The sequence below is a fragment of the Lysinibacillus irui genome, assembly GCF_028877475.1.
Lineage (GTDB): Bacteria > Bacillota > Bacilli > Bacillales_A > Planococcaceae > Lysinibacillus > Lysinibacillus irui.
The window spans coordinates 38,754-52,274 of sequence record NZ_CP113528.1; the positions used below are offsets into that span (position 1 = coordinate 38,754).

Here is a 13,521-nt window from a genome sequence, read left to right on the forward strand (position 1 = left end):
TATAAGAAAAAGCCATGTCCCTATTGGAACATAGCTAATTTATTTGCTGTTATTGATTTCTTGTTGTATTTTTGTTCGATTTTTCCAGTAACAAGTATTATATTCCCTTCAACTAATAACGGTTTAATTTTGTTATACAAGGATGGGAAGACGGTAACACTACTTGTTCCAAATTCATCGGATACTGTTACAAAGGCCATTTTCTCATCCTTCTTTGTTATCGTTACTTTAACCGCTTCGATTAATCCTGGTACTTTTACAAATTGGCCAACAGCACCTGAATTTGTATTGTCCTGAAGCTCAACAGACCGAATATTTTCAACCGGATGATTGGAAACAGAGAAACCGCAGGCTTCTATTTCTAATTTGTAGCAGTTATCCTTATTTGTTTGTTCAGCATATGTAGGCTTCCCAAAACCAAAGTCTAAGGATTCATCAGTATATGAATAGTCTGCAGCTCGTTCTAATGATGCCAACAGGGTACCTCGCTTTTGCTTAAATACCTGGTCAAAAGCTCCCGCTTTAATTAGTGCTTCCATGGCTTTATTGTCAAAATTGGAACCAACATTTCTTGCATATTCAAATAGATCACTACCTATCTCAGCATTCATATAAGTATTCAATTTGCTTTCACCAATGCTTTTAACGTTTAACAAACCTAGTCGAACACCTTTACTTTCTGAAGTATTCGTTACTTTAGATTTTTGAATGTCTATTGGTAGAATAGCAACCTTTCTTTCTTTCATTTCAGCAAGTATCCGTTTAATTTTCTGGACATTACCGTTTGCTTGATCCAATAATGCAGCATAAAAATGTGAAGGATAATTTGCTTTCAAAAATGCCATACGATAGGTAATAAAGCTATAAGCTGTAGCATGGCTCTTAGGGAATCCATACTCTGCAAATTTAACAATTAGTGAATAAATCTCCTCAGCTACTTTTACATCGTGATTTTGATTAACAGCACCTTTAACAAATATTGCTTGTTGTTCTTCTAATATTTCACGTTTCTTTTTACCAATTGCTCGACGCAACAAATCAGCCTCTCCCAATGTAAAACCTGCAAAGACTTGTGCTATCCTCATGATCTGCTCCTGGTAAATTATAATTCCGTATGTCTCTTTTAAGATTGGTTCCAGAAGCGGATGTAGATAAGATACCTTTTCAAGACCATGTTTACGCTTTGCATAAGTCGGAATAAACTCCATTGGTCCTGGACGATATAATGCATTTATCGCAATTATATCTTCAAATTTAGTCGGCTTTATTTGATTTAAAGCATCACGCATACCAGGTGACTCCAATTGAAAAATACCTTCAGTTAATCCATTTTGTAATAGATTGAATGTATTTAAGTCGTCCATTGGTATCGTATCTAACGTCGGTTTAATATGATATGTTTTTTCAAGCGAAGAAAGGATATTGTCAATAATTCTTAAATTGGCTAATCCTAAAAAGTCCATTTTAAGAATTCCTTCCGCTTCTACTTCGTTCATTGTCCATTGAGTTAAATACACACCGTCGTTTCCTTTCTGAACCGGTACATAGTTTACTAAAGGTTTTGGTGTGAGAACTAGCCCTGCAGCATGTGTAGACTTGTTTCGTGATACTCCTTCTAGTCTGCAACATGTATCAAACCAAATTTGATTACGATTATCTCGGTTTACAAACTCCTGAAACTCTTTTGATTTCTTGTAAACATCTTTTATATTAGTAGCCTTTGATTTATCAATAAGAGTAGACATTGCTTTTAATTCGGCTTCCTCATAATTTAATACTCGACCAACATCACGCGCGACCGCTTTTGCAGTAAGTGTCCCAACGGTTAATATTTGAGCCACATGATCCTTCCCATATTTCTCATTTACATATTGAATGACCTCGAATCTCCGTGTATCGATAAAATCAATATCTATGTCTGGTAGTGAGATACGATTGGGGTTTAAGAATCGCTCAAATAATAACTGATACTGTAGTGGATCCACCTGAGTAATTTGTAAACTATAGGCCACTAATGAACTTGCGGAAGAACCTCTTCCTGGTCCAGTTAGGATACCTGCCCTCTTTGAAAACGCCATAAAATCAGCAACAATCAAAAAGTAACTTTCATACCCCATCTTGCTTATTACATCAAGTTCAAAATCTAAGCGCTCTTTATACTCTTTAGGTATCAAACCTTGTTTTCGTATTTTCAATCCTTCGTAGGCAAGCCTATATAAACATTCTTTAGGCGTTTCCACGTTTTTTAATGGGTATACAGGCATGTGTGCTTGATATTCACCAAAATCAACATGGCAAGCTTCAAGTATCGCTGAAGCGGTTTTTAGCCATTCTGGTTTATCTTTATACCGTTGCTGCAACTCTAAAGGAGATGGAAGATATTTAGAGTTGTCTAATACCTCAAATGATGAAATTTTATCACCTTTTTCTATAGCTCTTAAAACATCGTAAGCAAAGGCATCATCTTTATGAAGATAACAACTTTCATTGAGGGATGTAATTTTGATATCTAATAACTTGGCCAATTCCTGTATTGTATGCTCCTCACTATGTCTAATAAAGTTAGTACGTACTACACCAAAATACATGTCGTTCTTAAAAATATCCTGAATTATTTCGATTTCATCGGTAGAACTTAACCAGTGATTTTCTAATATCGGGATAACAGCAATAATTCCTTCAGAATAAGGTTTCAACCAATTTAATTTCATCAAACCATCATCGCTTTGCATTATGCCGCTCGATGCTTTAATTAGGTTGCCATATCCTGTTTTATCCTTTGCATATAACAAGATCGGCAACACGTTATTTGAACCAAATGCAACTTTTACTCTTAACGCAATAACAGGCTTTAAATTGTGTTTTTTGAAAATCGAAACAAACTCCATCATTCTAAACAAATTCGTATTTGTTACAGCGCATGTTGTTACTTGATTTTGTTTAAGAAACTCTGCTAAGGCCTCTACTTTAATCGTACTTTTTAATGTGTCCATTTCCGTCATAACGTTTAGATACATTTTTCTTCTCTCCTTAAATTGTTTTGTTTTAGCTATGTACTTTTAGCTATACACGCTATGTTTTGTCATTTACGCTTTCCTTACAAAAGAAAAAACACCCTATGTAAGCGAGCAGACTAGTCCAATTTTGAAATGGATAGTTTGAACACTTACATAGAGTGTTTTAAGTACCTCTATACCGTTTGGTTGAGGTTTTGAAAGAAAATGAATGATATTTACTATCTCCATTATAAGAAAGTAAACCTAATCATTCAATGTTGTCTTTCATCATTTCCTACAACTATATTAAGTTTTGATCATACCAGTTCTTATATAATGTAAAACGATATTTTGCTGTTTCTCCAATGACAAGGAAAATGAGTATGATAAAAAAGATAAATACCTGTATGATTAAATTATTTGAATTGTAAATAGCAATTGACATAATAACTGTTACAGGTGCTAAAAATAAAGAATTGAATAAGCACTCTTTTGTAGTTAACTCTTTATAGGATGCTTCTCGCATCAATATAGCTTTCTTTACTTGATTAAAACTGATAAGTAAAACCATTGCGCGATTTATCAATTTATGAAGAAAAACCAATCCAAATATAGAGACTATATAAAACGCAGCTGTCATATTTGAAAGTTTTAAAAAATAAGCACCTACTGCACTACATACTAATAGCATTAGAAGTATGTATGACTTGATATATATTTTAATTAAAACTTTATTCTTTGACGGAAAGGTGTTCATTGTTCGTCCCCTCTCTTTACAAAAAAGCCCTCTAATAGAGGACTTTATAAATTCTATTATATCACTGTAATAGAGGGAAAAGTATGATAGACTCTTAGATTATGTTAAATACTTAATCATGTTCACCATACATATTTTCACTCGACGTGGGCTTTATTTTAAGCCAAAATAATTAGAGGAAAGAATCATTTATTCTCTCAGTAATACTATTAAAACTATCTTCAAATTGTTCAGGAATGGTTAATTTAAGAATTGCTAAAAAAATGATAGCCTTATCTACAGCTATGTACCAATTAATTTCGTGTAATTTATAGAATATGAGGGAATCGAGCCTTAAAGCATCACTAAAGACTTCATATAGCCTTTTATCTTCAACGCCTATAAACTCTATAAACCGATCAAGGCTTTCGACATCACTATTTGTAATACCCTTTTCAATTTGTTGATCGATTAAAAGCATTACTCCTTCTTTACCCTGCTTTAGACAATGAATAATTTGCTCTGTTTCCTTCTTAATTTGTAAGTTGGAAAAATACACAATTTTTCTAGCCTTCCCCTGATTCTTTATCTTTTCAAAGAAATTTTCATATTCATTTTCTTCATCATTGTTTTTTAAATTAAACAAAGTAACGAGAACATAACCAGCTGATTCATCCCAATCTAATAATGTATCATGATATTTAATATTAAATTTGAGTTCACTTAGTGTAAGGACATCGTAGCAAAAGTCCAATATTGATATGTCATATTCAATTAGAGTATCTTCAAACCATTGTATCTCGTCATAGTCATACTCTGGTCTATATTGTAAGATCTCGTTAACTGTCTCTAACCTGCATTTATCTTTAATTATCTTCCATCGATTTTCTTCTTTTTCGGCACGTTTTTTTACGTTCAATTGTTCGGTTATATCAGTAATTTTATTCATAGTATATTTAATCCTTTCAACTATTTAAGCATGTTTTCTGTAGTACTCAAAATACCTTAAAATTTGCTGCCCTCCCCATCTCCCCATATCAATAGGAACAGCATTACCGATTTGTTTATATGCATCGTTATCAGTACCTACAAAAGTAAACCAATCAGGGAAGCCTTGTAACCTCGCCCACTCCCTTACAGAATAAGGTCTTACTTTTACACCATCATTAATTAACCTTGTGGAACGATCCTTCCCATAGTGGGCAACACATGTTGGAGCTATACCATTCAAATCAGTAATAATGGGTTTATCTCGATACTCTCCGTTTAATCGCTTGTATACATAGTCTGGAGTATATACATCGATTCCTACATCTATTATTTCTCGCATAGTTACACGTTGCGATTCTGGATATTCAAGATTGTTAAAGGGCCTTTTAGTACCAATTACAATTAACCTTTTTCTTTCTTGCGGCAGCCACATATTAGCATTCACAGGGCACTCTACCCGTACATAATAATTCGGGAGTTTAGTTAGACACTCCATTACAACTTGAAACTTTTTCATACCAGGTACATTTTCAACAATATATACTTCAGGCTGAGCGATGGCCACGTGACGGAAGAAATGCAAGAATAAATCGTCACCTGTTCTGGTTCCATGTATGTCGGCAATGTTACTGTATCTAGTACAAGGGAAAGTTCCAATGTAAACATCAGCATCCTGTTGATCTAGTACTGTTATTTTTGTAATGTCTGTCTCGTTTATTTTGTGGTTAAAGTTAAGTCGAAGAGTCGCACAAGCTTTAGGATCAATTTTTCAAATGATTCTTTGACCTCAATTCCCGCTTCCATCATCCCTAAATCAATGCCCCCGCAGCCGCTAAAGTAGCTTTTAGCTGTTATCATTTCAAACACCTTCTTATTCAAATATTAAGGAATTCTAGACCTTTCTATAGGAATTATCTCGCTATATAATTACCTTGTAAAAAAACCAAAGATCAATTAAAAAACACCGAATAAACGTACTTTAAATACGTCTACTCGGTGCTTCCGATTAATAGTCTATTTTTAATATTTTTTTCACACATATGTTTGTAATTAAAATATCTTAGTGTGCAGGTAGTGCCTGTTAAGCTAATATGTTACATATTAGCTTAACACGAAGAAAACTTTTTGGAAGCATAATGAGAATACTATTTTTCAAGATAATCCCGCCGCTACTTTTAATTTTTATAGTTGGGGTAGCGTCAGGAAAATGCGGATTTACAACGTTAAGGAAATTCCCATATTAAAAAGCCCAATTTCTCAACATTTATATTTGAGAAATTGGGCTTTTTTCGTTGCTCCGTTAAAGCGCCAGATTGTTTAACAGTCAATTTATTCAATTTGAGAATATAATTTGTTGATTGTCGGACTAATGCCCTGTTAATATTACTCCCGAAAAGTTTCCGCTTAATACTTGTTTCTCATTTTGGTTAATGCATAGGAAAGTTGCCAAAATAGATATTCTATTATTTTCTTGCCTTTCATATTTTTCAATTTTCACTTCACAAATGATTGTATCCTCCGTAAACACAGGTCTGAAAAACTCAAAATTCATTTTTCTAGCGAGTACGTTATGATCTCCGCCTACCTTTGTTGGCAGGGTTGCTGTTAATAACCCTTGAACTACAAGTCTTCCCTTTTCATCCGGGGTTATATGATGAATCCCTTCATCACCAGATATCGCTGTAAATAATTCAACATCCCTTACTGTAAAAGTCCGTTCAAACGTTATGATATCTCCTACTTTTAATGACATATAAATCTCCCCCCTGGAGGTTTTATAATATATGGTTAATACCCGCGGGCAAAAAGCAATTTATTTCATAAAAAGCTAATAACACGGTCGTTGAAGGTTTGATTTGATAATTTGTTTTTGAAAGGCTTTTAATACTATGTAGTTTTCCAATCCTTCGGCTTGATGTTCCTATCCATCCATTTATTTTGTGCTGCTACGTAGGGTGCTGTGGCGATTAAATGATTATTATACCAGTTTGCAGCTCCTGAACGAATCATTTCATCAAGAAGGACTTGGATAAATTCTTCTGGCTGAAGCTGAAAAGCGTAGCGTGCAAAATCTTGGAACCAACCACATGTTAGAAGGTAGTTATCGATTTCTTCTTTCGCCAATCCGTTTTTCATGATTAATGTGAAGGCAAAAATTCTTTTGCAGGCGTGCCATGAAACTTTGTCTGGGCTTTTGAGCCACTTTTCAAGACGGTTCCTTGCCGTATCAATGGAATTGAGTGGATCATCTATCTGTGGTCCATGTCCTGAATAGGCCTGCTTGATACGAAGCTTGGAAACTCGATCTACACTTTCTAAAGATCGTTGAATAGATGAAACACCCTCCCTAAAGATGTTTAACCAGCCGATATCATTTCTGTGAAAAAGATCCCCGTAAATGAATATCTCTTCTTCAGGTTCATATAGGGAAATATGTCCTAGCGTGTGGCCAGGGGTATGCAGGACTTGAAAGGTTCTGCTGCCTGTATGAATTTCATCGTTATCAGAGAGCTTCAAATCGACATGGTAAGGTTCCACAGGCTGATCTAACCACTCAGCACTACAGGCTTCATGATTACAAGCATTAATTAAATGTGCATCCCACTTATGTGCAGCAATCTTTACTCCATAATTATTTTGAAGATGAAAATTTCCTCCTACATGGTCACTATGATAGTGGGTGTTTACAATAAGGTGTAATTCCTCGGGCAAAACACCTGCATCTTTAATTAAATGTACCGTTTCTTCTGCATCACTTCCAAAACCAGTGTCAATCAGGATAGGAAGCATATCCTTAATAAGAACCATATTGGCACTTGGAAATTTTCTTTCAAAGAAAATAATACAAGATTTCCCCATAACCTATTCCCCCTTAAACAATAATTATCTTTAATTTTCAAACCTTACAAAGCATAACTCATGTTGCAATATCTTTTGATCTAATATCTGTTGTTGCGATATCCTTTTTATTTTTATTTTTTAATTGTGAGTATACAACACCAGAAAAAATCAAAGTAGCTCCTATGTAGCCTTTTATATCTAATATTTCATGTAGGAATATAAAAGATATGATAGCTGCAAATAAAGGTTCTAACGAAAAAATCAAACCAATCCTTTCAGATGACGTATAACGTTGGGCGATTGGTTGGATAAGAAAGCCATAAGCACTACAAAATATTCCAAGTCCAAGAATTGCACCCCATTGTACCGTGGTTTGCGGTAATGTAGGTGTTTCAAAGCATAGCATGAATAGTACTCCCAGAAGAGAATCAACCCCTAATTGAATAATACTGATAAGGAGCGTGTTTTCCTTTTTTGCAATCCTGTCAAGAATAATAATATATATTGCATAAAATAATGCCGTAAACAGGCAGTATACCGCCCCTTCATCTAAGGTAATTGTATCTTTTACTGTCAAAAGATACAAACCAACAATCACCAATAGAACACTGAACACAATTGACTTGTTGGGAAGTATACGCTTTAAGCAGCATTCTAATATTGGAACAATAATAACGGTAGTGCTTGCCAAGAACGCAGCTGTGGAAGCTGCCGTCTTATCTACTCCAATTGACAAACAAGCAAATATTAGGAATATCAAAACACCCATTAGAATGCCTTTACCTAAAGCTACTGAGGTAAGTTCACGGAAGCGAGGCAGGAAAATTAAAGCCAAACAAACAAATGCAATTCCGAAACGCAAAGCAATCAAATTAAAAGGGCTAATAATATCAAGTCCCACTTTCATCATAAGGTAGGAACAGCCCCATGCTAGTGCTACGGTCAACATGAGAAATTCAGCATTCTTTTTATTCATATTCATTGAAATACAACTCCCGTTCAAATTCTATTTCTATTAAGATTGAATATATGGTATCACCTGAATTTGTATTAGTAAAACGAATATTTATAATAGAATTATAAGAAACTCTAATACAAGGGAGCTAGTAAGGATGAATTCGTATTATGCTTTAATCAAAGCTATAGAAACAGGGAGTTTTACCAAAGCAGCTGAAGAACTTGGCTATACTCAATCCGCCATTAGCCAAATGGTGCATTCATTAGAGGAAGAACTTTCTACTACTCTTATTTTACGATCTCGTACAGGTATTACATTAACACCGGATGGCGAGGAATTTTTACCGTTTATTAAGAATATATGTAATTCACATAGAGAATTGCTAGAAAAGCAAAAGGAGATGAAAGGTCTACAAAGTGGACTGATTCGAATTGGCACTTTTTCTAGTGTTTCATGTAATTGGCTACCAGGACTGATGAAAGATTTTAAGGAACAATACCCAAATGTGCATTTTGAATTACATCAGGGTGGCTATACAAGTATCTCTGATTGGATTAAAGAAGGAACCGTGGACTTTGGCTTTGTAAATCCAGAGGCCGTATCAAAGCTAACGACGATTCCTTTGCAAGAAGATGAAATGCTAGCTGTATTGCCCAAAAAACATCGTTTATCAACGCAAACAATCGTCTCGTTGAAAGATTTAACTAAAGAACCTTTTATTCTTTTAGATGAGATAGGACTAAGTGAACCATTAACGGTTTTTCAACAAAACAAACTAGAACCCAATATCCAATTCCGGGTCTATGATGATTTTGCGATTATGTCCATGATTGAAAAAGGACTTGGCATTTCGATTTTACCGAAACTTGTCCTAAGTAGATGTCCGTATAATATTGAAACGAAAGCAATCTCTCCATCAGTTGCCCGTACAATTAGTTTGGCATACAAGGATAAAAAGGTATTGCCGATAGCAAGTAGATATTTTATTGACTTTATTATTGAAAGGTATAGTACGGCTTAAAAAAATGATGTACCAATATTCAGGGTGGTTCTCGCAGATTAAGTAGCAATTGTCTTTCATCTAACATGGATCTATAGTAAAGCCTGATTTTCTTTGTTATCGAAGAGAATTCAGGCCTTTTGTAATTAAAAATACTTAACTTTGTAAATCCCCATTTTCCTGAAGCTACCCCCATCTGTTTCCTCCACAATATGGCCCTTAATGGAATAAGGATCGATTATTGTTTCCCTTCCGACAGCTTTCTATATAAAGAAGCCCTAGACACATTTGTAATTTCACAAATTTGTTTTACAGTCATCCCTCCTTCTTTATATAGCTTTACTGCATAATTCATTCCTGCGTGATTTTTATGATATTTCTTTAACCGGCCTTTAAACTTGCCTTCTTTCTTAGCCAGATCAATTCCTTCACGTTGACGCATACGAATAAGATCTCGCTCTAATTGGTTAACACCAGCCATTACTGTAATTAAGAATTGACTGTATGGATTATCCTCTGATAGATCTAGCCATGAATCCTTGATTGATTTTAGGCTTGACTTTTTACTTCGTATTATATCAATCAATTCAAATAAATCCTGCGTACTTCGAGTGATCCGAGTTAGATCTGTAACATAAACAATGTCACCTTCCCGTAAATCCTCTAACATTTTTTGAAGTTGTTCACGATCCTTTGTTGCTCCGGAGACTTTTTCCTCAAAAATCATATCCATTCCTATTTCGTTGAGCTGCTGAAATTGTCTTGAAGGATTTTGACTAGTTGAACTGACACGTATATAACCGATTTTTCGCAAAATATCACCCCGTTTTTGAGACAAGTCTTATGAGACACTCTTAACTATGATTTTATCAGTCTACTACACTTGTATCAATAGAGTACACTCTAATGATATATAATTGAACTAATTAACTGAATAATTACAGAAGTGAGATGATACTGTATGAAAATTGCGAGAGGTAGGGAATTGCTTACACCAGAACAGAGACAGGCCCTTATGCAAATTCCTGGAGATGAGTGGGTGCTTGGAACCTACTATACTTTTACCAAACGAGATTTAGAAATTATAAATAAACGAAGGAGAGAAGAAAACCGTTTAGGGTTCGCCGTTCAATTAGCCGTTCTTCGGCATCCCGGTTGGCCATATACTCATATCAAAAACATCCCAGATTCAGTCATACATTATATATCGAAACAAATCGGTGCCACTCCATCTTCACTTAGTCTTTATCCTCAAAGAGAAAATACACTTTGGGATCATTTGAAAGAAATTCGAAGTGAATACGATTTTGTAACTTTTACCCTAAAAGAATATCGAATGACATTTAAGCATCTTCATCAATTAGCTTTGGAAAATGGTGATGCCATTCATCTACTACATGAATGTATCGACCTCCTAAGAAAAAACAAAATCATACTGCCTGCTATCACTACACTTGAGAGAATGGTGTGGGAGGCAAGAGCAATGGCCGAAAAGAAGCTATTTAATACGGTTAGTCAGTCCCTAACAAATGAGCAAAAAGTAAAACTTGAAGAGATCATTACTTCGCAGCATCCATCCGAATCCAATAAAACGTTATTGGGTTGGTTAAAGGAACCACCGGGTCATCCTTCACCCGAAACATTTCTGAAAGTAATAGAACGACTCGAATACATACGGGGAATAGAATTAGAGACGGTAAAAATTAGCCATTTGCATCGCAACCGCCTATTACAGCTATCCCGTTTAGGTTCAAGATATGAGCCTTATGCATTCCGTGACTTCCAAGAAAATAAACGTTATTCGATATTAACCGTCTATTTATTACATCTTACTCAGGAGTTAACTGATAAAGCTTTTGAAATTCATGACAGACAAATACTCAGTTTGTTATCAAAAGGTCGTAAGGCTCAAGAGGAAATTCAGAAACAAAACGGTAAAAAGTTGAATGAGAAAGTTATACACTTTACGAACATCGGACAAGCTTTAATCAAGGCAAAACAGGAAAAATTAGACGTTTTTGAGGTTTTAGAATCCGTTATTGAATGGAATTCTTTTGTCTCTTCGGTGGAAGAAGCTCAAGAGCTTGCCCGTCCTGCCGACTATGATTATTTAGACTTACTGCAAAAAAGATTTTATTCACTTAGAAGATATACGCCAACGCTTTTAAGGGTATTGGAATTTCATTCTACAAAGGCAAATGAGCCACTTTTACAAGCTGTTGAGATTATCCGAGGAATGAACGAATCCGGAAAGCGAAAAGTGCCTGACGACTCGCCTGTAGATTTTATTTCAAAACGTTGGAAAAAGCATTTATACGAGGATGATGGTACAACAATCAATCGTCATTACTATGAAATGGCTGTTTTAACAGAACTTCGGGAGCATGTTCGGGCAGGAGATGTTTCCATTGTTGGCAGCAGACAATATAGAGATTTTGAGGAATATTTGTTTTCAGAAGATACATGGAATCAAACGAAGGAAAATACGAGAGTATCAGTTAGTTTATCATTCGAAGATTATATGTCGGAGAGAACCAGCAGCCTTAACGAAAGGTTAAATTGGTTAGCTGCCAATTACAACAAATTAGACGGGGTTTCTCTTGAAAAAGGAAAGCTGTCACTTGCACGCTTAGAAAAAGATGTTCCAGAAGAAGCAAAAAAGTTTAGTGCAAGCCTTTATCAAATGCTGCCAAGAATAAAATTAACTGATTTACTCATGGATGTTGCTCATATAACAGGATTTCATGAGCAATTCACTCATGCTTCCAATAATAGAAAACCGGATAAAGAAGAAACAATCATTATCATGGCTGCCCTTTTAGGAATGGGAATGAATATTGGATTGAGCAAGATGGCTGAAGCAACACCCGGACTTACATATAAACAATTAGCCAATGTATCTCAATGGCGCATGTATGAAGATGCCATGAATAAAGCTCAAGCTGTATTAGTAAATTTTCATCACAAATTACAATTATCTTCCTATTGGGGGGACGGTACAACATCTTCGTCAGATGGTATGAGAATGCAGCTAGGTGTCTCATCATTACATGCAGATGCAAATCCACATTATGGAACCGGAAAAGGAGCCACCATCTATCGATTTACGAGTGACCAATTCTCTTCTTACTACACAAAGATTATTCATACAAATTCAAGGGATGCGATTCATGTTTTGGATGGTTTGTTGCACCATGAAACGGATCTAAACATAGAAGAGCATTATACAGACACGGCCGGTTATACAGATCAAATCTTCGGATTAACTCATTTATTAAGATTTAAATTTGCTCCAAGAATAAGAGATTTATCGGACTCAAAATTATTTACAATAGATAAAGCAAGTGAGTATCCAAAGCAAGAAGCTATTTTACGTGGGCAGATAAATACAAAGGTCATTGGAGAAAATTATGAGGATGTTTTGCGATTAGCCCATTCAATAAGAGAAGGAACAGTCTCAGCATCCCTAATTATGGGGAAGTTAGGTTCTTATTCAAGACAAAATAGCTTAGCTACAGCCTTACGTGAGATGGGAAGAATCGAAAAAACAATCTTTATTCTGAATTACATTTCGGATGAATCGCTAAGAAGAAAAATACAAAGAGGATTGAATAAAGGAGAAGCCATGAATGGACTGGCAAGAGCTATATTCTTCGGAAAACAAGGAGAGCTTAGGGAACGAACCATACAGCATCAATTGCAAAGAGCCAGTGCTTTAAACATAATTATCAATGCTATAAGTATTTGGAATACTCTCCACCTAACAACAGCAGTTGAATATAAAAAACGGACAGGTAGTTTTAATGAAGATTTGTTACACCATATGTCGCCCTTAGGTTGGGAACATATTAATTTACTAGGAGAATACCATTTTAACTCAGAGAAAGTAGTCTCATTAGATTCTTTAAGACCACTGAAACTTTCTTAACGTTGTTAAAAACGAGGGATTCGTCAGGAAAATAGGCTTAGCGTTGTAAATCCGCATTTTCCTGACGCTACC

9 protein-coding genes and 1 pseudogene are annotated in these 13,521 nt (G+C 35.2%); 2 read left to right on the plus strand and 8 right to left on the minus strand.

Annotation, left to right across the window (positions count from 1 at the left end):
* Positions 1-20: 20 nt before the first annotated feature.
* The 7 genes and pseudogenes from OU989_RS22650 to OU989_RS22680 form a co-directional block, all read right to left on the minus strand.
* Positions 21-3,017, minus strand: a complete 2,997-nt coding sequence (locus tag OU989_RS22650) for a DNA polymerase III subunit alpha (protein WP_274797550.1) — start codon at positions 3,015-3,017, stop codon at positions 21-23.
* Between the two features lie 280 nt (positions 3,018-3,297).
* Entirely contained in the window at positions 3,298-3,522 is a 225-nt protein-coding gene (locus OU989_RS22655) for a hypothetical protein (protein WP_274797551.1), read from the minus strand.
* A gap of 403 nt (positions 3,523-3,925) precedes the next feature.
* Positions 3,926-4,681: a hypothetical protein gene (locus OU989_RS22660; RefSeq protein ID WP_274797552.1), complete on the minus strand. Its 756-nt coding sequence runs from the start codon at positions 4,679-4,681 to the stop codon at positions 3,926-3,928.
* A gap of 24 nt (positions 4,682-4,705) precedes the next feature.
* A pseudogene (locus tag OU989_RS22665) lies at positions 4,706-5,580 on the minus strand (DNA cytosine methyltransferase).
* Between the two features lie 508 nt (positions 5,581-6,088).
* On the minus strand, positions 6,089-6,475 hold the full coding sequence (locus OU989_RS22670; protein WP_274797553.1) for a hotdog family protein: 387 nt from the start codon (positions 6,473-6,475) through the stop codon (positions 6,089-6,091).
* Positions 6,476-6,609: 134 nt separating this feature from the next.
* A complete protein-coding gene (locus OU989_RS22675) occupies positions 6,610-7,581 on the minus strand; it encodes an MBL fold metallo-hydrolase (protein ID WP_274797554.1) in 972 nt (323 codons plus the stop codon).
* 58 nt (positions 7,582-7,639) lie between these two features.
* Positions 7,640-8,545, minus strand: coding sequence for a DMT family transporter (locus OU989_RS22680; RefSeq protein ID WP_274797555.1), 906 nt, complete (start codon positions 8,543-8,545; stop codon positions 7,640-7,642).
* A gap of 130 nt (positions 8,546-8,675) precedes the next feature.
* Here OU989_RS22680 and OU989_RS22685 point away from each other — a divergent pair, with 130 nt between their 5' ends.
* Positions 8,676-9,542, plus strand: coding sequence for a LysR family transcriptional regulator (locus tag OU989_RS22685; protein WP_160216892.1), 867 nt, complete (start codon positions 8,676-8,678; stop codon positions 9,540-9,542).
* Between the two features lie 217 nt (positions 9,543-9,759).
* On the opposite strand, the gene OU989_RS22690 is transcribed toward OU989_RS22685, so the two are convergent.
* The gene (locus tag OU989_RS22690) at positions 9,760-10,335 is read right to left on the minus strand and encodes a recombinase family protein (protein WP_160216891.1); all 576 of its coding nucleotides are present in this window, start codon (positions 10,333-10,335) and stop codon (positions 9,760-9,762) included.
* A 147-nt stretch (positions 10,336-10,482) separates the two neighbouring features.
* Between OU989_RS22690 and OU989_RS22695 the strand changes: the two genes are divergently transcribed.
* Positions 10,483-13,449 (plus strand): Tn3 family transposase, encoded by a 2,967-nt coding sequence (locus tag OU989_RS22695; protein WP_274797556.1) that lies wholly within the window; start codon positions 10,483-10,485, stop codon positions 13,447-13,449.
* The last annotated feature ends 72 nt before the right edge of the window (positions 13,450-13,521 follow it).

Coding starts and splice junctions, on each gene's coding strand:
- OU989_RS22695 (WP_274797556.1), top strand. CDS start 10,483: ATGAAAATTGCGAGAGGTAGGGAATTGCTTACACCAGAACAGAGACAG.
- OU989_RS22655 (WP_274797551.1), bottom strand. CDS start 3,522: ATGCGAGAAGCATCCTATAAAGAGTTAACTACAAAAGAGTGCTTATTC.
- OU989_RS22680 (WP_274797555.1), bottom strand. CDS start 8,545: ATGAATATGAATAAAAAGAATGCTGAATTTCTCATGTTGACCGTAGCA.
- OU989_RS22670 (WP_274797553.1), bottom strand. CDS start 6,475: ATGTCATTAAAAGTAGGAGATATCATAACGTTTGAACGGACTTTTACA.
- OU989_RS22675 (WP_274797554.1), bottom strand. CDS start 7,581: ATGGGGAAATCTTGTATTATTTTCTTTGAAAGAAAATTTCCAAGTGCC.
- OU989_RS22650 (WP_274797550.1), bottom strand. CDS start 3,017: ATGTATCTAAACGTTATGACGGAAATGGACACATTAAAAAGTACGATT.
- OU989_RS22685 (WP_160216892.1), top strand. CDS start 8,676: ATGAATTCGTATTATGCTTTAATCAAAGCTATAGAAACAGGGAGTTTT.
- OU989_RS22660 (WP_274797552.1), bottom strand. CDS start 4,681: ATGAATAAAATTACTGATATAACCGAACAATTGAACGTAAAAAAACGT.